This window comes from Syntrophales bacterium (assembly GCA_023228425.1).
Taxonomy (GTDB): Bacteria; Desulfobacterota; Syntrophia; order Syntrophales; family UBA2210; genus MLS-D.
Genome location: JALOBE010000002.1, coordinates 1 through 23,169, shown reverse-complemented (window position 1 = coordinate 23,169; position 23,169 = coordinate 1). Strand labels below are relative to the sequence as shown.

Here is a 23,169-nt window from a genome sequence, read left to right as displayed (position 1 = left end):
ACGTTTTACACGATATCGTTGACCCGTGTCTGGTGACCTTCGAAACCCGCCCGAATGGCATAGCCCGTTATTGGACGCCCGCCCAGTACATGCTGAACAAGAATCTCTTTTGTCTTGTCCCTGTCGAGATCGCCATAGACGACGGGCGGTCGACCGGGAATCTCGACGGTCATCATGGGTTCCCGACTGCAGAGACCGGCGCATCCCGTCGATCTCAACCTGATGTGTGTGAGCCCCATGCGATCGATCTCCGAGTTCAGGATATCGAAAATGTCCCGTGCCCCCGCGGCGATACCGCACGTTCCCATATGGACGAGTATATGAATGACACCGTTTCTGGCTTCGTCTCTTTTTTCCTGTATATAGGCTTCCTTTATCTTTAACAGCTCTTCGCCTGACATGGCCGGCCTCTCCTTTTATGGTTTTTCCAGTACTTCTTCCGCCTTTTCCGGGTTTACCAGTCCCGAGGTCCTGTCGCCGATGACAAGCACGGGGGCAAGCCCGCAGGCCCCCAGGCAACGGGCTTCCTCGATGGAATACTCTCCGTCGGGCGTAACCTCGCCGAGCTTGATTCCCAGGTGGTCGCTCAGGCGTTCTATGATATCTTCCGCTCGCTTCACGTAACAGGCGGTTCCGGTGCAGACCTTGATGGCCTTTCTTCCCTTCGGGGCCATTCTGAAGTAGGAGTAAAACGAGACGACGCCATGGACCTCGCTGGCCGAGACACCCATTCGTCGCGCGATATAGCGCTGAAGTTCCAGGGGCAGGAAGAGAGAGACCTCCTGCACCTTCTCCAGGACCAGCAGAAGCGAACCGGGCTGTGTCCGGTGGGTGTCGATGATATCGTCAACCCGCTCAAGCTGGTCCGCAGTGAATTCTTTTAAAAGCTCCCGTTTCATAATGGTATCCCGCAGGCTCCTCCATGTTCATTGTGTTTCATGCCGGCCTCATCGGTCCACTTCGGCCAGCACGATGTCGATCATGCCTATAATTGCCACGGCGTCCGACAGCAGTCGTCCCCGGCACATGTGAGCCAGCCCCTGAAGGTTTGCAAACGAAGGAGCCCGGACTTTGAGCCGGGAGGGCGTTCCCGTTCCGTCGCTGACAATGTAGAATCCCAACTCGCCCCGGGGAGACTCGACGGCATGGTAGACCTCCGCCGCAGGAGGCCGTACGCCTTCGACCACCAGGTTGAAGTGCCGTATCAGGTGACCCAGGTTTGTCGTAAGATTCTTCTTCTCGGGAAAGGTCGTCGGCGCATCGACCACGCTGTGCGGCCCCTCGGGAAGGCCCTCAAGGGCCTGGACTATGATCTCGACGCTCTGGCGCATCTCCCCGATCCTGACCATGTACCGATCGTAGACATCGCCCTGGAATCCGAGGGGAATTTCAAATTGAAACTCTTCGTATGAGGAATAGGGACTGGATTTTCGAAGATCCCGGGCCAGGCCGCTTCCCCGTGCCAAGGGGCCGGAAATACCCATGGCGGTACATTCTTCCGCGGACATGATGCCCACGCCTTTCGTGCGGGACTTCCAGATGGGATTTTCCGTCAAGAGCTCTTCATACTCATCCACCCGGTTCCCGAATTGCGAGACAAAGCGCGTCGTATTGCGCACGAAACCGCCGTCGATGTCGGCATAGAGGCCGCCGAACCGCAGGTAGCTCGGGGTCAGCCGAGATCCCGCCACCGCGTCGAATATGTCCATTATTTCTTCCCGTTCACGAAGAGCGTAAAACATGGGAGACATGGCTCCCAGATCGTGGGCGTGGGTGCCGAGCCAGAAGAGGTGGCTGGCTATCCTCTGTAACTCCGCCAGGATAACCCGCACATAACGGGCCCGTCGGGGCACCTCCAGGTCGAAAAGCTTTTCGACGGTCAGGACGTAGGCCAGGTTATTGCTCATTGCCGCAAGGTAGTCCAGGCGGTCGGTGAGAGGAATGATCTGGTGATACAGGCGGTTTTCGGCAATCTTCTCGATGCCGCGGTGAAGAAATCCCACGTCGGGACGGGCATCGACGACGGTTTCGCCGTCCAGGTCGAGAAGCACTCGAAGAACACCGTGGGTGCTGGGGTGCTGCGGCCCGAGGTTGATTGTCAGTACCTGTGAATCATTCATAATTCATTCCCTTCCCTGGAGAGGGAAATCCTTTCGCAGGGGATGGCCTTCAAAGGTGTCAGGCAGGAGAATTCTTTTGAGATCGGGATGGTTGTTAAAGCGAATCCCGTAAAGATCGTAACACTCCCGTTCGAGCCAGTCGGCTCCTTTCCATATGCCGGTAACGGAATCGATCCGGAGGTTCTCCTCGTCCACGAGCGCCTTCAGTCTCAAGCGGTGCGCGAGAGAGGGGGAGTACAGATTGTAGACCACCGCGAACCGGGGTATCGCGGGATAACGGTCCAGGCCGCACAGATCCGAGAGCATGACACAGTCGAACCGGTCATCCTCCTTGAGGAACCGGCAGATGGCGAGAAGCGCCTTCGGTGACACCGTCAGGGTGACTTCGTCGCGGAAGAGGGTTACCTCGAGAATCTCGCCGCCAAAGGTATCTGTAAGTACTTGTGTGTCCATGCTATGGTTTGTTTCCCCTTGATCCGATCTTGTTCTGCAGGGCGATCAGTCCGTCAAGAAGCGCTTCCGGCCTCACGGGGCATCCGGGAATGTAGACATCCACAGGGAGAAAGGTGTCCACGCCCTGAACCACGGCGTAACTGGGGAACATCCCTCCCGAGCAGGCGCAGGCTCCCATGGCGATGACCCATTTCGGTTCCGCCATCTGGTCATAGAGCCGCTGAACGGCGGGGGCCATCTTCCTGGTTACAGTCCCGGCGACAATCATGACATCCGATTGCCGGGGTGAAGGTCGGAAAACCTCCATGCCGAAACGGGCGATGTCATAGCGTGAGACCGCCGTGGAAATCATTTCAATGGCGCAGCAGGCAAGGCCGAAGGTAAGCGGCCAGAGCGAGTTTTTCCGGGACCAGGAAACCAGCCTGTCCAGACTGGCCGTCAGAATTGTCGCTGTGCCCAGATGTTCTATTCCCATTTCAGAGCACCCTTTTTCCACATGTACAGGAGGGGGAGAAGCAGGATCTCTATAAAAACCAGCATCGCTATCCATCCGTAGAGACCCAGCTCCCTCGCCACTACGGCCCAGAGATAGACGAACACTGTTTCCACGTGAAAAATGACGAACACGAGTGCGATTATGTAGAACTTGATCGCGAAGAGAGTGGTCGGCCGGCTGACGGCATCCATTCCGCACTCGTAGGGCACGGTTTTTTCAGCCGTCAGGGGACGCCTGCCGAGAAACCGCGACAGGATCAGGATCCCTCCCGCCGCTGCGATTATCAGCACAAGGTAGATTGCCAGTGAAACCGATGTCGTCACAGATGCCACATCCTGTTCAGTGAAGCTGGTGTGTTTTCGGCCTATTTAAGCAACATCAATGCCAAAACGGCCGGATCGGCTTCATGGTTCTGCTATAGGACTGACATAATTGAGTTTAAGGGGCATGAACCCCGCAAGGACAGACCGGCGCTACCTCCGCGCATCCCCCTGCGGGGCCGTTTGAATTTCAATATGAAACGGAGGTTTTCATTTTGAAGTAAACAGGGCGGACAGAGGGTCGCCCTCCTGTACCGCACGGGCAACGGTGACGAACCCATAGAAAGTCGAAAGCGTCCGATCGATGACGGCTTCGTACAATCCCGGCTTACAGCTATCGCCCCAGCCGCTCGGCCGATTCCAGGGCCGCGATTCTTTCTTCCAGGGGTGGATGGGTCATGAAAAGCCTCTTGATACCGGAAGATCGGGAACCTGATATGCCGAAGGCCGCCATCTGTTCCGGAAGATGCGGCTGGGCTGCGGATTGCTGCAGCTTTTTCAGGGCCGCTATCATTTTCGGGGGGCCCTCCAGGGAGGCTGAACCGGCATCGGCCCGGAACTCTCTCTGGCGGCTGAACCACATTACGATAATACTCGCGAGCACGCCGAAGACGATCTGGGTGATGATGGTAGCCACGAAGAATCCTATACCGTGCCCCCTCTCGTTTTTCAATATCACGCGATCAACGAAATGACCGGCCACCCGGGAGAGAAAAATGACGAAGGTGTTGACCACTCCCTGGATCAGCGTCAGAGTAACCATGTCCCCGTTTGCCACGTGGCTGATCTCATGGGCCAGGACCGCTTCCACCTCGTCCCGATTCATGGAACGCAGAAGGCCGGTACTCACCGCCACCAAGGCGCTGTTCCGTCGTGCCCCGGTGGCAAAGGCATTCGGATCGGGCGCATCATAGATTGCCACTTCGGGCATACCGATACCCGCTGCTGTGGCCTGGCGCTTGACGGTATTGACGAGCCACGCTTCGACTTCGTTGCGGGGGGAATCGATGACCTGCGCCCCCGTGAGCCGCTTGGCCGTCCACTTGGAGATGGCCAGGGATATGAAAGACCCACCAAAACCGAAAACAGCAGCAAATATAAGAAGATTCGTTATGTCAAGTCCGACACCCCGCTGGTCGAGAATCGTGTTGACCCCCAGAAGGGTGAGAACAATAAAAAGAACGGCCAGTATGGCGACGTTCGTTATAATGAACAGCATGACGCGCTTCATTCAGGTCTGCTCCTCCTCAAGTACCGACTGAATATCATGATATGATCACGGCAGAGTTTTGAAGGGGAATCTAAAAGAAAGCTTCCAGCCTGTCAAGAAAAAACGGGCTCAAGAGAGGCTTCTTGCGCTTCAACTGATTGATTTCCATGGCGGTTCATGTGGGGAGTCGTTTTACGATGTGTGCCGTTTCTGTGGGTCCGGGCTGCGCTGTGATCAACCATCCCTTAAATGGCGACAGGATAGACGGGGAATCCAACGGCAATATGCCCGCGAGTGAATCGCTCTCGTCCGTGGCCGACGGAGGTCTGACTGCGAGCCCCGTTACCTCTTGAATTACCGGGTCATCGCACCTATGATGCATCGGATGTGATCTATCGATTGTCGGCACCATCCCCAAATGCTCGTATGAAAGGAGTGCATCGATGGTCTTCCCATTGAAAGGATACCAGAAACGGTACCTTCGGGGGCGCGCCCACCCCCTCAAGCCGGTTGTGCTTATCGGGCTGAGAGGCGTGAATACCCGGACCGCCGCCTCTATCACGGAAGCGCTCAATACCCATGAACTGATCAAAATAAAGTTTGTGGACGTGGACGACAGGGAGATGAAAAAAGCCATGATCCACGAAATCGAGGAGGTCTGTGACTGCCATGTCGTCGGTGTGACAGGTCACGTGGCAATTCTCTACCGTCCCCGGAGCGGTCGGGAGGGCAGGACCATCACCCTTCCCGGGGAAGTCCCCTGAAACGGATGATTAAAAACCTTGCCGGGGGTTTGGGCTCGAGTGAAGGGACGGCAGAGATGTCACACCCCCCGTCGTGATATGCCTCGAAGAACGTCGGGCACTCCCACAATGGCTTTTCCATGGCCGGGCAGGATGGTTTCGACGGAAAGGCCGAGAAGTCCTTCGACGGATTTTTGAATGTCCTCCGGGTGTGAACAGAAAGCATTCAGCTCGCCCCTTCCCAGAAGGTTCAGTACAGTATCTCCCGTGATCAGTATTTTTTTGCCTTCATTGTACAGACAGATGCTGTCCGGCGTGTGTCCCGGCGTTTCCAGTATGCTCCATCGGGAGAAACCCTCGACGATGGTTCCTTCCCGAAGATCGCAGACCGGCCGGCACGTCATCCGGTTGATCCGCCGGAGAAGAGGAAGGGGTACACCGATTGCGGGGCTCACGATGCTGTAAAAGGTTCCCTGGAGGATGCGGGGAATCCGCGGGGCTACTCTGCCCAGACCTGAAATCCAGCGGTCAAGCGGGGGAAGGACCGGCTTCTCTTCGCCCGAAAGATAGGGACGCGTCCGGTGACTGAACCGGACGCGCGCTCCCGGCACCAGGCGGCAGATCTCATCGGTTCCCGCGATGTGGTCAAAGTGAAAATGGGTGGCCGTAACGTACAGGAGACGCTCCGCGGGAACCTTCAACTCAGAGGTGACAAACCGGTAGAGGGACTGTGCCGCCCTCCTGGTTCCCACGTCAACGGCCATCAGGTTGCCCTCTTCTTCGATGAGCCATGTGTTGGCGTAGCCCGAGGGCGCGATGGGATATACCCCGAAGATACCGACACTCATGCGTTGCCCTTTCCCGACTTTTTATGCCGTTTCGTAAGCGGCCTGTGGCGAAGCAGCACATAGGTCGCCCCGGCTCCACCATCACAGAGGCGCGCGCTTGCAAAGGCAATTACCCATGTTCGATAGGGCCCGGTGGTAAGCCATTCCCGCACCAGGGACTTGAGCACCGGCTTTGCGGGCGAAGATTTTCCCCTGCCGTGAATGACCAGTACCATGCGCAGCCCCCGGGTCGTGGCGTCCGAAAAAAACATCTCCAGTTCCTTTCCCCCTTCTTCCAGGGTCAAGCCGTGAAGATCGATGTGATCCTGGACGGAGAAATCACCGTCGTGGAGCCGCTCGGTAATGTCCGGGGGAGCCTGCCGATAGAGCGACCCTTCCATATACTCCGGCGTGTGAGCCACTGAAAACCCCCTCCCCCGGCTCACCAGATCCCGCAGGTGATTCAGCGTATCCCTGTCCTCAGGGCAGACAGTCCGGTTCCGTCCCGGTTTTCGTCGGGACACGACTGTGAGAACCTTTTCGCGATCGATGGGAACCACCTCTTCCATTGCCTTTTCGAAGAGATCCTCATCGGTTTCAGGAGCGGGATCTGTCCGGCGATTCTCGGGAGGGCTTTTGGGGAAGCCCTTCGATTCAAGATCTCTGAACGGGTTGTAGCGCAGGGAATGCTTAACGGATTTCAAGGAGTGTTCCTCCTCTCCGGCCCGGTATAGGCACAGTGCAGCAGAAGACAATCCTATTGCAATGGTCCGGCTTCGTGGAGACTCTTTCAGTGACCGCGTCATGTCCCCGGTCATGTCCACCAGCTCTCCCCGGTGGGGGACAAGGTCAGGCAGTGAACGTTTCGGCTTTTGCATTGTTTCCAGCGATCCGGACTTGCCCCAGAACCCCCTTCACGGTGCTTTCCGCAAGCACGGCGAGGGCAAAGCGCCTGGCCTCGGCGAGATCGGTTTCCTTCAGGCATTTCTGAACCGAGGGAATAAAACGGGGATCGACGCTCAGTACACGGATTCCGATTCCGACGAGGAATGGTATGAAATTACATTCGTGGGCAAGCTCACCGCAGAGCGATATCCCTTTGCCCCGCTTGTTGAAGGCCTTTACAATCTTTTCCAGTCCCCGCAATACCGCGGGATGCCACGGCTGGTAGTAGCGGATGACCCGGTCATTGGCACGGTCCGCCGCAAGCATGTACTGCACGAGATCATTGGTTCCTATGGAGGCAAAATCCGCTTCCCGGGCCATCTCGTCAATTATCTCAACCAGGGCCGGCAATTCCACCATGGGGCCCAGCGCCGGTGACCGATGATGGGGGAGCTTCTGCCGTTCCAGTTCGGTCATACAGGATTCGACACACCGTCGGGCCTCTTCGAACTCATCGATGGACGAAATGAGCGGGAATAGAATGCCCACCTTTTCAACATCCGCCGCGGCCCTGAGTATAGCCCGGACCTGGTGTTCGAAAATATCCCTGTTTTCGAAGAGAAATCGTATCGACCGGAGGCCCAGTTGAGGGTTCTCTTCCCTGCAGGATTCCATATATGGAAGGACCTTGTCTCCCGCGAGATCGAGGGTTCTTATTACCACGGGGCGCCCTTCCATTTCGGCAAACACGCGGCGGTAGATGGCATACTGTTCCTCTTCGGAGGGCAGTCCCGACCGGACGAGAAAGGGGAACTCCGTTCTGTAGAGCCCCACTCCCCGGGCCTTCAGCCCTCGTGCCAGGGGCAGTTCCCCCAGCAGGTTGATGTTGGCCATGATCTCTACCGGTTCCCCGTCCCTTGTGACGGTTGTATCCGTGACGGCAGCGGCCGCTTTTTCCAGGGACAGGCGCGTCTCCTTTTTCCTCCGGAAGCTCGAGATCACGGCAGGTGATGGGTTTACATAGATATCTCCGAGGTCGGCGTCCACAAGCAAGGACGTTCCCCGGGGAATCACCAGGAGATCCCTGTTGTCGGTGATAACCAGGGGAAGCTGGAGCGATCGTGACAGAATGGCTATGTGTGACGTGGTGCCTCCTCCGACAAGGACGGCTCCCCGCACTTCCTCGGCGGCAAGCCAGAGGATGTCGGATGGATAGAGTACGTCGGCAATAACGATACGGCCCGCCATGGAATAGCTGTCTCGGGCTGTTGTGGGCAGGAGGTTTTCAATGATGCGCAGCCCCAGATCTTCGATGTCCACCACCTTTTCTCGAAGGTAGCCATAGTTACTCGAAGAAAATGCCTTGATGTAATACAGGGCGGCAAGCCTGACCGACTCCGCCGCACCCTTTCCCTCGTCCATATGTTCCATGACACGCCGGGAAAAGCCTTCGTCCTTGAGAATCAGGTGGTGGGCATCGAAGATGAGGGAGGCCGCCTCGGGCAGCCTCTGGAAAAAATCTCCCTGAAGATCTTCCAGCTGATCCGATGTCTCTTTGAGAGAACGGAAAAAATCTTCCCTGGTGGCCCTGTCCTCGTCAGGGGGAATGGCGTCGTAGAGTCTGAGGGAATTTCGTTTGTCAAAAGGTGCTGAAAGGCCATGGGCGTATCCCTCCGAGCCGCTTTTCCCCTTGACGAACCGAAGACGCCGGAAGATTTCTTCCATGGGTGTCGGCCCGGGCTGCCGTTCGATGCTCATCAAAAGACGGGCGTTGGCGATGACACCCGCCAGTTGTGACGCTATGCCGCGAAGTGCCGTCACATCGAGCTGATTGAAATAATCCCGCTGCTCGTGCTGAACCACGATGACGCCGATCCGCTCGTCGCCGCGTCCGATGGGAACGGCGAGAAAGGATTCGTACATGTCCTCGTCAGCTTCCTCAAAATATAAGTAATTCTTGCTGGTTCTTGCAGACCCTTCAAGCACGGGATCAAGAGTATCCATGGCTGTCCCGACCAGGCCTTCACCCCGTTTCATCCGCACTTTTCCAACAGCCCGGGGATTCAGCCCCAATGTTGCCTTCAGCACGAGTTCGCGTGTTTCATCGTCATAGAGGTAGATGGAACACACGGGAACCCGGAGGTGCTCCGCCACCATGGTAACGGTGTGGTTGAAAAAGCTCTCCATGTTCTCGCTTCCGGCCAGAAGCGAAGCGATTTCGCTCATATCGCAGAGCATACTCAAGTGGTTTCCCTCGTTTTTTTCCATCATCTGCCCTTCCGATCCCCTGGAACAACGTATAATAGACCTATCCTATTTTTTTTATCTTTTCCAGCAGTTTCATGGAATTCTGCGGTACGGGAGGCAGAATTAAAGCATCGGCATTTGATGGTCCCCTAAAAAGTCCAAATTTTCCAAAGGCAGCCTTGTAACTCATTGGAAATATTGGTCTCGATTTTCAAAATTCGCCATTTTTCGGCTTTTTGCGAGCTCATCGGCATTTGACTCTTCGTATAAAAGCGTTACATTATGGAAAATCTGTGACCCGGTGAAGCCGTCGGATAGAAGAACATCCCGGTGAAGCGCCATGCCTCAGGCAGCTATGGCACCGGAGAGGATCCCGGAAATCCGGTACAAGAGCTGCGAGTTTGATGAAGAACATACTATTCTACCGGACCGGACGCACTCGGTAGGCAGAAAGCGGGAAATTAAGCAATGAGCAATGTATTTATTCTGGCCCTTGATGATCGGGACGGGGAAAGGACGGCAACGGTCAGGGATGCAGCCTGGGAATTGGAAAAACTTTTTTCAATGATCCCCGCGACTATGAATTTCAGGGAAGCATTGATGCAGTTCTACCCCCGGGGGATCTGTTATGCCTGGTGCCTGTGGAACGCCGGTACAGGCTGGAAGGCCCCATGGCACGGCATGGAGGAAGGTGACCTGGTCCTGGGCTACAGCAATCGTTCGATCATGTATGCCGCCTCCATTCTTCTCAAGGCAAACGGCCCGTTCCCGGCGGTGAATCTCCCGGATGGACATCCGGAGGGGTCCCCGGAGTTGATATGGTTTACAGACAAACCCCATGTGGGGGAGGTACCCATCGTTCCGCAGATGTCTCGGTACCTCGGAGGAGAGTACTTGGGTGTGACGAAACTTGAGGACGCCAATGTCAGGAATATCCTGTCCGATTACGGTTCCCTTGATACCTTTGTTCACCTCTGTCTCAGGTATGATTTTCCTTTCAGTTTGCGGCATTCCTAGCAAGGTCCGAACATGTTTCGCAGGGAACGGGTATCGACGACATCCGACGGGTTCAAAAAATCTTCCTCCCGGGGAGCGGTTTCAAAGCCGGACATGCCGATTTCACTGAAGGATGACGACCGGCATGGCCTCATCACCCTTCTTATCACCGCGCTTTCTTCTTTTCTTATTCCATTCATGTCATCTTCGGTCATCATCGCCCTTCCGGCCATGGGTCGAGAATTTGAAATGAATATCATCACCCTCAGCTGGCTGACGACATCCTATATATTGGCCTCGGCGTCCCTGCTGGTACCCTTTGGACGTCTGTCGGACATGTACGGCAGGAAACGGATATTCCTCATTGGATATGTCATTTTTTTTATCGGATCGACGCTCGCCGCCGCAACGCCGAACGGTACGATACTCCTGGTTTCGCGTGCCGTACAGGGTCTCGGTGGAGCGGCGATATTGTCCACGACACTCGCTCTCCTGACGGAGGTCTTCGCGCGAAGAGGGCTGGGCAGGGCACTCGGAATCAATACCGCGGCCGTGTACGCCGGGTTGTCCATGGGACCTTTTTTGGGAGGGCTGCTGACGGAATCTATAGGCTGGAGAAGCATTTTCTGGATTTCCTCTCTTTCATGCTTTGTGGTTATAACGGCTGTTGTATGGAAGCTACGTGATTTCAACGAAAAAACAAAAGAGCGCTTTGATCTGGCGGGTACGGTATTGTACAGCACCAGCCTGATCGCCCTGATATACGGACTGTCGCGGCTACCGGACACGATCGGCATCCTGGCGATCAGTGCCGGTCTTCTTGGTGCCGGGTTCTTTGTCCGACGGGCAAACAGAACGGAGGTCCCGCTCATCAATTTTCAGATATTTATTCATAATCGGGGATTTACATTTTCGAACCTGGCCGCCCTGATCCATTACAGCGGCACCTGGGCGGTCACTTTCCTGCTCAGCCTGTTTCTTCAGTTCGCCAAGGGGCTTCCTGCCGAAACAGCAGGACTGGTTCTCATTACCAGCCCCATTGTCCAGGCCCTTCTTTCCCCCTCCTGTGGAAGATTGTCGGATCGCGTTGAGCCGAGGATCCTGGCATCCATCGGGATGGCCGTCACCGTCGTCGGTATGGCCATGCTGGTACTGCTCTCGGCACAGACCGGCATTGTATATATCATCGTAAGCCTGGTGATTATCGGCTCAGGCTTCGCCCTGTTCGCATCGCCGAACACGAACGCGATCATGAGCTCCATCGACCCCGCATACTACGGCTTTGCCTCGGCCACGGTGGCAACCATGCGCCAGATCGGAATGACCCTGAGCATGGGAATGGTCATGGTCGTCTTCGCGCTGGTCATCGGAAGCGTCGAGATTACCCCCGACCGGCACCACGCCTTTATCACCAGCAGCCGCATCATATTCTTCATCGCCTCGCTCTTGTGTGTCAGCGCCATCTTCGCTTCCCTGGCCAGGGGCACTATTCACAAGTGATTCAGCAACTACCCTTTTGTGGAGTGACGGCGGAATCGTCGGTGGCACAGGATCACCTGTTTTGTTTCCCGGGACGAGAGAAGCGTCTACAGGTTCAGGCCTGTGCCGAACGTACACAGATTGAACGGACCTGATATCGTGCTTGATCTATACTTAACTCGGCATTAAAATGAGTTATGGATATTTCTTGACCGTGATTACCGGCATCCATTACCATTTCAACGTCCGGGGGACGGCGATACAGAAAAAAGGAGGTGTACCATGGACAGCGTTTATAAGGTAATCGAGATCATTGGAACCAGCAACACGTCCTGGGACGACGCGGCAAGACGGGCTGTTGAAAAGGCCCATAAAAGTCTTGAGGAATTGCGGGTTGCCGAAGTGACGGAACTTGACATCAAGGTGGAGGGGGGCGATCTCATCTACCGGGCAAAATTGAAAGTATCATTTAAATACCTCAAGTAACGTTTCAGGGTAACGGGAGATAAAACACACAATAAAGCCGTACCTCGGGAGGTGACGTCATGGCTGTCAAGGTATTTATCAGAAGGAAGGTGGTGCAGGGAAAACAGGATGAACTGCTGGAACTCATAAAGCGCCTTCGAAGTCTGGCCGTCGGGCAGCCCGGATACATTTCCGGTGAAACCCTGTGGAGCGCTTCCGGCCCCGACACTTCCACGATTGTCGTTATCAGCACCTGGGCGAGCGTCGAGGACTGGGAGGCCTGGAAATCAAGCAAGCAGCGACGGGAGCTCCAGGACCGCATCGACGGGGTACTCGGGTCGGAAACAACATACGACACCTACCATTATACCGGCAGAGACCGGCACTGAAAGGATTGAAGACGAGTGATTTCTGAAAGAATGGTCGGGGCGGCAGGATTTGAACCTGCGGCTCCCTGCTCCCAAAGCAGAAATGAGTCATTTTCACCATTTTTCACCACTACTCACCTCAGAGCAAAACTACTTGACACTATTCATTTTTTGTGCAAATATCTTATGCATTACATTGCACCATTTTTCACCCCTAGCAAGGACTTTTTTGTACCCAAATTTGTACCCCGTTTTATCGAAAGGAGAGTAAAAAATGACACTTACCGATAAGGCCATCAAGAATTTGAAGCCGCGGGGTAAAAGATACGAGGTTCTTGATAAGGGGGGTCTCTATATTCGTGTCAATCCATCTGGTACAAAGTCGTGGGTTTACCGTTATATGGTGGACGGCACGGCACGACGGATGACCCTGGGCCGATATCCCGCGGTTACGCTTGCAGAGGCACGAGAGAGGCACGCGGTAGCGGGGCAGGACGTTGACCGAGGTGTTGACCCTGGTGCCCTGGCACAAGCGAGAAAGACGAAACGTCGCGAGGAACACACCTTTGCAGATTTGATCGCAGAATACTGGGAACAGGAGCTTTCTAAAACCCCCACGGCGAAGGAACGCCTTCGCCTAATCGAGAAAGATGCCCTCCCCCACTGGAAAAAGCGGAAAATATCAGACATTACCCGGCGGGACGGTGTTCTGTTGATCCGGGAGGTGCGGGAGCGCGCCCCTGTTACCGCAAACCGTCTGCTGGGCGTACTGGTTCGGGCTTTTAACTTCGCTTGCGAGGAAGGGCTGCTTACAACAAACCCACTGGATGGCATGAGACGCGGCGAAGAATCAGCGCGCGCCCGTGTTCTGGCCGATGGCGAGATAAAACAGCTATGGCGGGGGTTGGACTTAAGCAACGAGGATATTGATATTTTCCACGTTGTAAAGCTGGCGGCAAAAGCGATCCTGCTTACCGGCCAGAGACCCGGCGAGGCAGTAAAAATGAAATGGGATCACGTCGAGGGGGATTGGTGGGTCATCCCGGCGGACCAGAGGAAGAACCAGGAAGAAAACCGAGTCCCCATCCTGCCCTTGTTCCGCGAGGTCATTAACACGGCACGCCCCTATTCCGCAGGCAGCTACGTTTTCGCCTCTCCCCGCAACGACTCCCTTCCCCTGAGGCGGGCGGCGATATCGACGGCCATACGGCGGCACTACGGGGAAATGGGAATTGAGGAACAATTTACACCGCATGATCTACGAAGAACCTTCCGAACCCGTCTGGCCGAACTGGGAATCAGCGACATCGTCGCGGAAAGGGCCCTGGGCCATAAGCTGGGGGGCATCCTTGCCGTCTATAACCGCCACGAGTACGCCGTTGAAAAGCGGCACGCCTTTGAAGCCTGGGAGCGTAAGCTCCGCGCCATTCTCGGGCTGGAACAAGGCGATAGCAAGGTCATCTCGATGGAGGTGTTTCGTCATGGCTAAAGAAAAAATACCAGATGAACTTCTGCCATCAATCGATGGCCCTGAACGCGCTGAAATGGCGCGACTCTATGCGATGCCTGTGGATGAAGCGGTTCAGTGTTTGACGGAGGAACGATGGCCGAGGGACATACGGTCATCACATTGCCGAGACCAGTTTTCCAGGTGGATCGGCGTGCAGGAACTAAAATGGTTGAAGCAGGCCTATGACGCCGGGAACGATGCCGCTATCACTGAGGCACTCTTCACCTGCGCAGTGAATTCGCTGGCCATGCCCGCGTGGCTGGAGGTGGCTCTTGCTCACTCATATCACAAGGTTCGAAGGTATCAAGCCAAGAGCTGGGACGATGTTTTTGGGAAGCCACATCCAAAGCACATAAAAATTGAGGCTCACCGGGACAGACTAAAAAAGAGACATGCCGTTTATCGGAAGGTGCAGGAGCTGCGAAGAGACGACCCTTCAGTTGCAATCGATCGGGGACTTTTTGATGATGTTGGGCGGGAATTTTGCCTCAGTGGTTCCCTGGTTGAAAAATTCTACTACGAAGTAAAAAACTACCTAGAACGATGGAAAAACCCGTGCTGACAGCGGGTAACAGCACTCCCACGAACTTTCAAAAGTAAATAGGAATACACACGCAAAGCGGTGTGCTTCAATGCCCTTAAGAGAAACACTTGAGGGCTTTTTTTTTAAGGAGGCACACGATGCAAAAACAGCGGATCATCAGAAAACCGGAATTACTCGCCATCATCGGGCTGTCGGATGCCACGATATGGCGGCTCGAAAAGGCGGGACGGTTCCCCAAGCGCGTTAAACTGGGTGGAAATTCCGTCGGTTGGTTCAATCATGAAATTTCGAGCTGGCTTGAGCGAAAAGCAACGGAGCGATACGACAGGGGGCGACGTGACGCACATCAAAGACATTATTAGCCCAAAGCTATTTGAGCGCCCCGGCCCTGGCGATTTCTGCCTCCTATGCGGCGGAAATCCCGACCTCATTGGGTTTTTCGTCCCTACCAGGGCGGAGGATTTCGGCGGAAAGGCAGGCGGGCGGCGGATCATTCGCTACTGCATCTGTGAGCGGTGCCAGAAGGACCGGAGAGCACCGGAGAGGGCAGAAAAGGCGATCCGGGCGACCTTGACAGGAGGCGGCCATGGGCATGCTTAATGCTGCGCTGCGCTACCGCCAGGCCGGGTTTTCCGTTATTCCCGTGAGGCCCGATAAGCGGCCGTTCGTCGCCTGGACAGAATATCAGACCCGGAAGGCAACACCGGAGGAAATCCGAACGTGGTTTACAAAATGGCCCAAAGCCATGATCGGCATCGTGACGGGCGAAATATCCGGGATTTTGGTTATCGACTGCGATTCTGAGGACGCTTATCAGGCGATACAAAAACTATTGCCGGAGAGCTTCATTACTTGCATTGCAAAGACACCCCGCGGCTATCATATATACTTGGCGATGCCGAAGGATAAGAGCGTTGGCAATGCCACAGGGATCATGCCCGGCGTCGATGTGCGAGGCAGTGGGGGTTATATCATCGCGCCACCTTCAATCAACGGAGAGGGCGGGCGTTACTGCTGGCTTGACGGCCTGAGCATCTTTGACGAAGCACCCGCGACGGTACCACCGGCCCTATATAATATAATAAATAATAGTACCTATAAGGGGTGTGGACATCGTGTGGACACTGCCGAAAAAATCTTTTCAGAGGGCAGGCGCAACGAGGACCTTTTCACGGCGGCCCTTGCCTTAACCAAGCAGAAACTTTCAGAAGCCTTCATCCGCCAAGCCATTGAAAACATAGCGAAAAACTGTAAGCCGCCATTGCCGAAAGAAGAGGTTGAGGCGGTTTTAAAGTCGGCTTTTGAGCGCGGAAACAAGGCAGAAAGGAATCTTGCAGCCGATGTTCGGGAGTGGGTGATGTCCACAAACGGCCACTTTTTGTCCACAGAAGTCCACAGAAGTCTACAAGTGTCCACACGAGAAGAGCTGAAGAACGTCAGCGAAATCCTGCGGCGTCTCATCGCGGAGGGCATAATTGAAAGATACGGCAAAAAAAACGGCAGCTTCCGGCGCATAGACAGCGAAATCGAGTTCATGGATTTCAAGAATGCTGACATCGAGAATACAGTCGATCTTACCCTACCCCTGGGGATTCATGCAAAAACGAAACTTTTTCCCAAGGCGGTCATTGTCGTCGCTGGTGTGTCGGGAATGGGTAAGACCCTTTTTGCTTTCAACACCATAGCGGCAAACATGGGCCGGTTTCCCATCTACTACTTCAATAGTGAGATGGGCCCTGAGGCACTAAAACAGAAGCTATCCCATTTCCCGATCCCAATTGAGGAGTGGGCAAAACACATGAAAGTTATCGACAATTGGGATTTCCACAACATCGCTGACAAAATACAACCCGATGCCCTCAACGTGGTTGACTATCTTGAACCGGAGGGTGAGAAGGCCTTTAATATACACGGGGTTATCAGTGCGATCATTCGCAGGCTGAACAAAGGGGTCGCGCTCATTACGATCCAGAAAAAGCCCGGCGCGACGATGGGAACGGGCGGCATCTATTCGGTGAAAGCGGCAACCTTGGCCCTGGCCCTGGACTGGGGGAAGCTGGAGATCGCAAAGAACCGCTTTCGAGAAGCCGATCCGATGCCGTCGCTAAATAAGATAAAATTTGAGGTTCATCGGGGGTTTGAGTTCGTTCGGCAAGGGGGCTGGTATCGATGAAAGGGCGAAAAAAATGAACTTGCAAATAAATCAGGCAGATCGGATTTCGGGCATTATCCAGCTACACGAGAGAGTCACCGGGCATATTAAAAATGCCTTAACCGATGCAATCAGGATCGGGAAGTTGCTTGCAGAGGTAAAGACCGAACTCCCGCACGGAGAATTTGAAAAATGGGTGTGTGACAACTTGCCTTTCACGTCGCGGACGGCAAGGAATTACATGCGGCTACACCGGGAGCGAGACCGTTTGAAATCGGAAACAGTTTCCGCTTTGACTGGCGCCTATCGGTTACTGACAGACACGCGGGAGCTGCCCGTGCCCGCGCCTTTTGATCCGGACAACTTAGGATCTGGACTTGTTCTATCTGGCGCGCCCGGCCAGTTTGCCTGGGTGGTGCCGAGTGTGGCCGCTGGTTTCCTTTACTATGCATGGCTCGAAGGCGATGTCTGCGCTGTCGTCGGCGGTGAAAAGCCGATCCACAAAGACGCGCTCATGGACGCTCTAGGCGATGAGCTGCGAAGATGGGGCGATGTTCGGCCGTTACCTTTAACGCCTGACCATCCCTGGGCGGGGCCGTGGACATTCAACAAGATACTCTACGACGACATACAGACAAAAGCATTGCAAAAAGGGTTAAACGATCTTGATGAGAGTTTACCCACGGCCGAACAGATACGGATCGTCAACAAGATCGTCGACCGGGCTCAAGCGCTACAAACTACAGCAGCAGTGAAGCATTTACGCACACAAATTCAGCTTGGCCGGATGCTTAGGGAAATCGAAGCTGATCGCCCTGGGTTTGATGAGTTCAATTCCTTTTGCAAGGCATGGGGCAAGATATTTCAAGCCTATGATCAAAACCCTGTGGGGGTTCTAAACGAGCTTGAAAAAGCGGGGGCGTCACAAGAGCTTATGGAGTGGGCTTTTTCGGAGCGCGACCAGATCACCGCCTTTCCGCAGAAGTACGCAGGTATTCAGGCGATTTTATAAAGGGGGTTCGATATGAAAACAATGGAACAACTCGAAAAACTGGAAATGAAAATCAGGCAGGCGGAAACTGTGGATGTTGATGCAGAGACTGCCGAGGCGCTTGTCGGCAACTTGGCAACTTTATTTCAAAATCCAGCCAGCGACGTTGAACGGCTTAGGGAACTGAAGCGGCGGGCTGTTAAGCTGTTGGACAACCGAAAAAGGCTCCTACTTGGGGAAATGGCATTGATCACAGGTGAAGCGCGGTGGCAATGAGGGCGTGGATATGATGGACGCGGAAGAAATCGCCCGCCGGTTCGAGGCAGCAATCGAGCGTTTCGAAAGAAAACGGATGAAAAGAAGGCCAAACAGGCGATGGGGTGGGATAAAAAAAAACGGCAAGCATATCCGCCTGCGAGCGCCCAGACTAGCCCAGCGGATATACCCCCCCCCTTCAGATCACTGCGTTTGAGCGGGGTTTAACCGGATGGGGAGTCATTTTTTTCCGGAAGTTCATTTTTCAATTAAAGTGGGGGCGTCATGAAGATTCACAAAAGAGCTGAACAGTTCCGACGGCAAGCTTTGGCGGAATATATTTTTAACGATGCTGAGCTGTCCTTTTTTGATGGAGTTGTGCAAGCACTGAGCAACTATTGGAGGGCGGCAGATATCCTGAAGCGGGAGGGGATCACGGTAACGGGGGGATCAATGGTTCGGAAGCATCCGGCTTTTGAGGTAAGCAAAATTGCTTGGTCACAGTTCATCGGCGGTTGTAAGCACCTTGGAATTTGCACGCCGACACCTGACGAGAAGCGGCCCTATGGAACAGGCCCCTAGGAGGTTAAAAATGCGAAAAAAGAAAAGAAACACGAGCGGCACCGTGGAGCAGTGGCGATTAGATTTTTTACTCGACGGCGTTTTGCCGGATAAGTCGCTGGGCTTTGCTGGCTTTTGCTTCAGCCATGCGCGCCCGGATGAGCACCCTTGCCGCTGGGGAAAAGGCCCACAATGGTGGGAATGGTGGGATAACATAAAAGACGGGCCGACGGTGGAAGCATGGCGGGCGGCGAATCCCGGAAAGCGCCCATATGCTGAAAAACTGCTGAAATCGAGGGGGCAATTATGACCGACCTGCCGAAGAAAGAGTTGTTGCGGCCTGACGAAGTGGCTTATTACCTTGACGTCTCGCGGTCCACTGTTTATTTGTGGATCGATCACGGCCTCCTGACGGCGGAACAATACGCCCCAGGGGGCACGATCCGCGTACCGAGAGATGCCGTTGAAAACCTTCGCTTGAGGTGCAAAAAAGATTTGGAATAAATTTTATATAGAGGCGGCCCCTCCCAAAAGAACAGGGCCAAACAACGGCGACGAGGTTGAGAAACTAAATCTTAAATGTGGGTGATCGAGAGAAAGCCCCGGCCGGACCAGCCAGAACCGAGCAGGAGCGAGAGCGAATGTTAAGGGCAAGAACGAGAGCGAAAGCCCCGAATCTGGCCAACTTGAAATCGAAAGGACTTATACAAATGTCATATACACAGAAGGAAGTACAGGATTTAATTGATAAATTAGGACAGCTTAACGCTGAACAACGAGGCAAGATGGAGAACAAGTTCGATGGCCTGCGTAAGGATTTTGACGACCTCAAAAAGCAGCTTGAGCAGCTGGATACCGTTGTCGGCAGGCGTGGGCTTGGCGGCGGTAATTCCGACATGACCGGAAACACGGAGCACACGGCCGCTTTCGTGGCATGGGTGCGGCGCGGCGGCGATGGCGCGGATTTAAGAGCTTTCGAGGCTTCGCTTTCCACCTTGTCCGATCCGGATGGTGGCTTTCTCGTGCCTGAGGAAATGTCGAAAGAGATCGATCGGCTGGCAACGGATAGCGTTGCTATGCGGCGGCTGGCGACTGTCAAGAGGGCACGAGGGGAGTATAAGAGGCCCCTTTCTCTGGGTGGCACGGGCTCGGGGTGGGTCGGAGAGAAGGATGACCGACCTGAAACGGATTCACCGGAGTTGCAGCTCTTTGCACCTCCGTTTTGCGAAATTTACGCGCTGCCGAAGTCCACGCAAAAGCTCTTAGATATGTCAGACTTTGATGTTGAGGGTTGGCTTATCGACGAAATCGACGAGGCGTTTACAGCCCGTGAAGGCGCGGCATTTATCAAGGGAAACGGCGTTAAACAGCCGTCCGGAATCGTTGACAAAGCAAAAATGGTTGCAGATGCCGGGTGGGAATATGGCAAAACGGGCTTCGTTACAAGCGGGGATAATGCCGGAATCAGTGCGGACTCCCTGTTTAACCTTCAGCACGCGCTGAAGCCTGTCTATCGTCAAAACGGCGTTTGGCTCATGAATGACACGACGCTTTCAGCCTGTCGAAAGCTGAAGGACGGTGAAGGCAACTACATCTGGAGGCCGGGCCTCACTGAGGCGGCACCTGAGATGCTCTTAGGCAAGCCTGTTGAAATCGACGACAATATGCCGGATATTGCCGGGAATGAATACCCGGTTGCATTTGGCGATTTCAAGCGGGCGTATTTGATCGTTGATCATGTCGCGGGCGTCCGGCTGCTTCGCGATCCCTACACGGAAAAAGGTTTCGTTAAGTTTTATGTCACAAAGCGTGTCGCGGCTGGAATTAACAACTTTCAGGCGGTAAAATTTCTTAAAATAACGAAATAACCGCCAACTGGGGGGCGGCCTGGGCGCACTCTCCTGTCTGGGCCGCCCCCTTCTCTTTTTTATCCAATACAGACGGGCCGTAATTGCTGAAAAGCTGGCGAACATGCCGGTGGGTGGTGACAGGCCAAGCAAGAAAGACAAGAATTTCGATTCGGCAAATTTGCCGGATGGAATCAGCCAAGCCCAAGCCGCCGAAATGCTGAGCGGCTGGCAAATATGAATGTTGGTGAATTTCACGGCAATCAATATCAAGTGGTGTCGGCAAATTTGCCTATACCAAAAATATCACAAGCCGAAGCCGCCGAAATGCTACTGGATACGGAGAGGGCAAAGGGATTGCTGAAGGTTGGCCCGCAGTTACCCGACGTTACCACGGACACACCCACCCTTGCCGAGCTGGGCCCGGAGTTACAAGGCATTACTCCGCCCCCCACCCTTGCCGAGCTGGGCCTTTTTCTACCTGTTCGGGAAATATTTCCCTAGCTGCTTCATTGTTTTGCGTTGCTAGCATCCTTTGCTTTTCGCCTTCAATGTCTTTCATAAGCGTCCTGCAAATTTGGAAGGAGTTCCAATTTTGTTCGTCTTTGTCTGCTTCGTCCAAATGTTATACAAAGGCGGCGTGGTTGGCGGCAGACTTTAGACTTTTTGGCAGACCTGCCATTTCGTCTAAAGTTCGGCTAACTTCCCTCTGGCTTACATGTTCACGCTCCGCAATCTCTTCTAATGACTGACTGCGTTTGTTTTGGTTTGCTTTGTCCAAATATTATACAAAGGCGGCGTGAAGCCGGTTTCATGGCTGGCGGTTGACTTATCTGATTTAGCAAGTTTTGGCAGTTCTGCCATTTCTTGCAAAATTAACGCAACCGCTTGTCGTGTCATTTGCTCCCGTTCCGCAATTTCTTCTTGTGTCCAACAGGCAAGCCACATGTCGAATATTTTCTTGTCGCGCTTGTCCTTGTTTTCTTTTACCGTGCGAGCCAGCCACAGGCGGATTTTAGCGACTTCGGCGCATCTGCCATTTCCGCTAAAAGTTCGGCGGCAGATTTTGGCGGTTTGGTTCCGCGAAACTAAATTGCCAAAATATCACTGACAGACATTCATGGCAATTTTGCAACTTTGGTTCCCGGAAACTAAATTGGCATAATTTTGTGCATTTGGTTTCGTGAAACTATTTGCATATAATTCACAAGGCGGCTTAACGGTCGCTTTTTTTGTGTTTGTAGCACCTTCTCATTTTGTACCCCGATTTGTACCCCGCAGATTTTTAAACAAAAAAAGGGCCACGGTATGAGCCGTAACCCTTTGTTATTATTGGTCGGGGCGGAGGGATTTGAACCCCCGGCTCCCTGCTCCCAAAGCAGGTGCGCTACCAGACTGCGCCACGCCCCGATCGCACGACTTCCAAAGGACGATCACATCAAGACAGCAGAAAGTGTCTCAACTTTTCAAAGGCCTTCCCCCGGTGGCTGATTCGGTTCTTGCTTGCCCCGTCAAGCTGGGCGACCGTAATGGTGCCGCCGGGGAGGAGGAACACCGGGTCGTACCCGAATCCGCCGTCTCCGGACGGTTCCATGGCGATGGTTCCCTCCAGGGATCCCTCGAAGGCCCGGTAGAATCCGTCGGGCCGATAGTACACCAAGACGCACCGGAAAGCCGCCTGCCGTTTCTCCGGTGCGACTCCCCCCAGTTCCTTGAGCAGGCAACGGATATTGTCGGAGTCCGTCGCCCGGGGTCCCGCGAAGCGGGCCGAATGGACTCCGGGACGCCCCCCCAGGGCGTCGACTTCCAGGCCTGAATCGTCGGCGATGGTAGCAACCCCCGTGTGACGACTTATCTCGGAAGCCTTTTTCAGGGCGTTCTCGTAAAAGGTAGTGCCGTCCTCTTCGACATCGGGCGCGAGGGGAAAGTCGTCCATGGAGAGGAGGGTCACTTCACAGGAATCGAGGATTGCCTGCGCTTCTCTGATTTTCCCCCGATTCCGCGACGCGAACAGCACCTGTTTCACGTCCAGCCCCCGGTACTGTTTTTCTGCAGTTCCGTAAGCTCCACGATCCCTTTTTCGGCCATAACTATCATTTTTTCCAGAAGATTTCGCCCAAAGGGGGTACCTTCGGCCGTAATCTGAACCTCCACGAGGTTTCCCTCGCCGGTCATGACAAAGTTGGCATCCGCGTCGGCCCGGAAATCTTCCTCGTAATCGGGATCGAGGAGCAGTTCCCCCTTTACGAGCCCTACGCTGACGGCCGCCACCGAGCCCGCCAGCGGGATGGTTTCGATAGTACCGCGTGACTTGAGAGCTTTGAAAAGCTCGACCACTGCAACGAAACCGCCCGTTATTGACGCCGTCCTGGTGCCTCCGTCCGCCTCCAGCACGTCGCAGTCGAGGTATATGGTTCGCTCACCGAATCCTGACAGATTCGTGACGGCCCTGAGTGATCGTCCGATGAGTCGCTGGATCTCCTGGGTACGCCCTCCCTGTCGCCCCTGGACTGCCTCGCGTGCGGATCTCCGGGGAGTCGCCGATGGAAGCATCGAATACTCCGCCGTCAGCCCCCCGCCGCCGGAATTTCTTAGAAAATCAGGCACACGATCTTCCAGTGAGGCCGCGCAGATAACCCGCGTACCGCCCATCTCGATGAGCGCCGATCCGGGATTGTTTGAAAGGAAACCCGGCGTTAT

At 54.5% G+C, this 23,169-nt stretch carries 29 protein-coding genes and 1 tRNA gene; 16 read left to right on the top strand and 14 right to left on the bottom strand.

The features are described from left to right. Positions 1-5: 5 nt before the first annotated feature. The 7 genes from M0Q23_01020 to htpX form a co-directional block, all read right to left on the bottom strand. The gene (locus M0Q23_01020) at positions 6-401 is read right to left on the bottom strand and encodes a (2Fe-2S) ferredoxin domain-containing protein (protein ID MCK9527230.1); all 396 of its coding nucleotides are present in this window, start codon (positions 399-401) and stop codon (positions 6-8) included. A 15-nt stretch (positions 402-416) separates the two neighbouring features. Continuing rightward, the gene (locus tag M0Q23_01015) at positions 417-899 is read right to left on the bottom strand and encodes an NAD(P)H-dependent oxidoreductase subunit E (GenBank protein ID MCK9527229.1); all 483 of its coding nucleotides are present in this window, start codon (positions 897-899) and stop codon (positions 417-419) included. Positions 900-947: 48 nt separating this feature from the next. Beyond that, positions 948-2,120 (bottom strand): NADH dehydrogenase (quinone) subunit D, encoded by a 1,173-nt coding sequence (gene nuoD / locus M0Q23_01010; protein MCK9527228.1) that lies wholly within the window; start codon positions 2,118-2,120, stop codon positions 948-950. 3 nt (positions 2,121-2,123) lie between these two features. After that, on the bottom strand, positions 2,124-2,573 hold the full coding sequence (locus tag M0Q23_01005) for an NADH-quinone oxidoreductase subunit C (protein ID MCK9527227.1): 450 nt from the start codon (positions 2,571-2,573) through the stop codon (positions 2,124-2,126). Position 2,574: 1 nt separating this feature from the next. Then, on the bottom strand, positions 2,575-3,048 hold the full coding sequence (locus tag M0Q23_01000; GenBank protein ID MCK9527226.1) for an NADH-quinone oxidoreductase subunit B: 474 nt from the start codon (positions 3,046-3,048) through the stop codon (positions 2,575-2,577). Beyond that, positions 3,039-3,392, bottom strand: a complete 354-nt coding sequence (locus M0Q23_00995) for an NADH-quinone oxidoreductase subunit A (GenBank protein MCK9527225.1) — start codon at positions 3,390-3,392, stop codon at positions 3,039-3,041. The genes M0Q23_01000 and M0Q23_00995 overlap by 10 nt, the downstream gene beginning before the upstream one ends. A gap of 331 nt (positions 3,393-3,723) precedes the next feature. Continuing rightward, positions 3,724-4,620 carry a protease HtpX gene (gene htpX, locus M0Q23_00990; GenBank protein MCK9527224.1) on the bottom strand — a complete coding sequence of 299 codons (897 nt, stop codon included), beginning with the start codon at positions 4,618-4,620 and terminating at the stop codon, positions 3,724-3,726. 422 nt (positions 4,621-5,042) lie between these two features. Here htpX and yhbY point away from each other — a divergent pair, with 422 nt between their 5' ends. Further along, positions 5,043-5,363 (top strand): ribosome assembly RNA-binding protein YhbY, encoded by a 321-nt coding sequence (gene yhbY / locus M0Q23_00985; protein ID MCK9527223.1) that lies wholly within the window; start codon positions 5,043-5,045, stop codon positions 5,361-5,363. 59 nt (positions 5,364-5,422) lie between these two features. Here the strand turns inward: yhbY and M0Q23_00980 are convergent, their stop codons facing one another. Genes M0Q23_00980 through ptsP form a run of 3 tightly spaced genes read right to left on the bottom strand, consistent with a single transcriptional unit; the run spans position 5,423 to position 9,325 of the window. Next, complete coding sequence (locus M0Q23_00980) at positions 5,423-6,190, bottom strand: MBL fold metallo-hydrolase (GenBank protein ID MCK9527222.1); 768 nt, start codon at positions 6,188-6,190, stop codon at positions 5,423-5,425. Next, the gene (locus tag M0Q23_00975; protein ID MCK9527221.1) at positions 6,187-7,047 is read right to left on the bottom strand and encodes a Smr/MutS family protein; all 861 of its coding nucleotides are present in this window, start codon (positions 7,045-7,047) and stop codon (positions 6,187-6,189) included. The genes M0Q23_00980 and M0Q23_00975 overlap by 4 nt, the downstream gene beginning before the upstream one ends. Beyond that, complete coding sequence (gene ptsP / locus M0Q23_00970; protein ID MCK9527220.1) at positions 7,019-9,325, bottom strand: phosphoenolpyruvate--protein phosphotransferase; 2,307 nt, start codon at positions 9,323-9,325, stop codon at positions 7,019-7,021. The genes M0Q23_00975 and ptsP overlap by 29 nt, the downstream gene beginning before the upstream one ends. 444 nt (positions 9,326-9,769) lie before the next feature. On the opposite strand from ptsP, the gene M0Q23_00965 reads away from it, so the two are divergent. From M0Q23_00965 to M0Q23_00895, 15 genes are all read left to right on the top strand, one after another. Next, on the top strand, positions 9,770-10,318 hold the full coding sequence (locus M0Q23_00965; GenBank protein ID MCK9527219.1) for a hypothetical protein: 549 nt from the start codon (positions 9,770-9,772) through the stop codon (positions 10,316-10,318). Between the two features lie 12 nt (positions 10,319-10,330). After that, positions 10,331-11,797 carry an MFS transporter gene (locus M0Q23_00960; protein MCK9527218.1) on the top strand — a complete coding sequence of 489 codons (1,467 nt, stop codon included), beginning with the start codon at positions 10,331-10,333 and terminating at the stop codon, positions 11,795-11,797. A gap of 261 nt (positions 11,798-12,058) precedes the next feature. After that, the gene (locus M0Q23_00955) at positions 12,059-12,262 is read left to right on the top strand and encodes a dodecin family protein (GenBank protein ID MCK9527217.1); all 204 of its coding nucleotides are present in this window, start codon (positions 12,059-12,061) and stop codon (positions 12,260-12,262) included. Between the two features lie 59 nt (positions 12,263-12,321). Continuing rightward, positions 12,322-12,630, top strand: a complete 309-nt coding sequence (locus tag M0Q23_00950) for an antibiotic biosynthesis monooxygenase (GenBank protein ID MCK9527216.1) — start codon at positions 12,322-12,324, stop codon at positions 12,628-12,630. 253 nt (positions 12,631-12,883) lie between these two features. Next, positions 12,884-14,098 carry an integrase arm-type DNA-binding domain-containing protein gene (locus M0Q23_00945; GenBank protein MCK9527215.1) on the top strand — a complete coding sequence of 405 codons (1,215 nt, stop codon included), beginning with the start codon at positions 12,884-12,886 and terminating at the stop codon, positions 14,096-14,098. After that, a complete protein-coding gene (locus tag M0Q23_00940) occupies positions 14,091-14,681 on the top strand; it encodes a hypothetical protein (GenBank protein ID MCK9527214.1) in 591 nt (196 codons plus the stop codon). The genes M0Q23_00945 and M0Q23_00940 overlap by 8 nt, the downstream gene beginning before the upstream one ends. Positions 14,682-14,800: 119 nt before the next feature. After that, positions 14,801-15,025 (top strand): AlpA family phage regulatory protein, encoded by a 225-nt coding sequence (locus M0Q23_00935; protein MCK9527213.1) that lies wholly within the window; start codon positions 14,801-14,803, stop codon positions 15,023-15,025. A 224-nt stretch (positions 15,026-15,249) separates the two neighbouring features. Then, positions 15,250-16,836, top strand: coding sequence for a bifunctional DNA primase/polymerase (locus M0Q23_00930; protein ID MCK9527212.1), 1,587 nt, complete (start codon positions 15,250-15,252; stop codon positions 16,834-16,836). Then, positions 16,802-17,827: a DUF3102 domain-containing protein gene (locus M0Q23_00925; GenBank protein ID MCK9527211.1), complete on the top strand. Its 1,026-nt coding sequence runs from the start codon at positions 16,802-16,804 to the stop codon at positions 17,825-17,827. Before M0Q23_00930 ends, M0Q23_00925 begins: the two co-directional genes overlap by 35 nt. Before the next feature lie 12 nt (positions 17,828-17,839). Then, complete coding sequence (locus M0Q23_00920) at positions 17,840-18,082, top strand: hypothetical protein (protein MCK9527210.1); 243 nt, start codon at positions 17,840-17,842, stop codon at positions 18,080-18,082. 264 nt (positions 18,083-18,346) lie between these two features. Beyond that, complete coding sequence (locus M0Q23_00915; protein ID MCK9527209.1) at positions 18,347-18,643, top strand: P27 family phage terminase small subunit; 297 nt, start codon at positions 18,347-18,349, stop codon at positions 18,641-18,643. A gap of 10 nt (positions 18,644-18,653) precedes the next feature. After that, positions 18,654-18,932: a hypothetical protein gene (locus tag M0Q23_00910; protein ID MCK9527208.1), complete on the top strand. Its 279-nt coding sequence runs from the start codon at positions 18,654-18,656 to the stop codon at positions 18,930-18,932. Next, the gene (locus M0Q23_00905; protein ID MCK9527207.1) at positions 18,929-19,126 is read left to right on the top strand and encodes a helix-turn-helix domain-containing protein; all 198 of its coding nucleotides are present in this window, start codon (positions 18,929-18,931) and stop codon (positions 19,124-19,126) included. Before M0Q23_00910 ends, M0Q23_00905 begins: the two co-directional genes overlap by 4 nt. A 206-nt stretch (positions 19,127-19,332) precedes the next feature. Next, on the top strand, positions 19,333-20,490 hold the full coding sequence (locus M0Q23_00900) for a phage major capsid protein (GenBank protein ID MCK9527206.1): 1,158 nt from the start codon (positions 19,333-19,335) through the stop codon (positions 20,488-20,490). Between the two features lie 216 nt (positions 20,491-20,706). After that, positions 20,707-20,973, top strand: coding sequence for a hypothetical protein (locus M0Q23_00895; GenBank protein ID MCK9527205.1), 267 nt, complete (start codon positions 20,707-20,709; stop codon positions 20,971-20,973). A 237-nt stretch (positions 20,974-21,210) separates the two neighbouring features. Here M0Q23_00895 and M0Q23_00890 read toward each other — a convergent pair whose 3' ends face one another. The 4 genes from M0Q23_00890 to rph all read right to left on the bottom strand — a co-directional run bounded on the left by M0Q23_00890 (position 21,211) and on the right by rph (position 23,169). Beyond that, positions 21,211-21,417 (bottom strand): hypothetical protein, encoded by a 207-nt coding sequence (locus M0Q23_00890; protein MCK9527204.1) that lies wholly within the window; start codon positions 21,415-21,417, stop codon positions 21,211-21,213. Positions 21,418-21,802: 385 nt separating this feature from the next. Beyond that, positions 21,803-21,879, bottom strand: a tRNA-Pro gene (locus M0Q23_00885). Between the two features lie 28 nt (positions 21,880-21,907). After that, entirely contained in the window at positions 21,908-22,495 is a 588-nt protein-coding gene (locus M0Q23_00880; GenBank protein MCK9527203.1) for an XTP/dITP diphosphatase, read from the bottom strand. Then, positions 22,492-23,169 (bottom strand): ribonuclease PH, encoded by a 678-nt coding sequence (rph, locus tag M0Q23_00875; GenBank protein MCK9527202.1) that lies wholly within the window; start codon positions 23,167-23,169, stop codon positions 22,492-22,494. Before rph ends, M0Q23_00880 begins: the two co-directional genes overlap by 4 nt.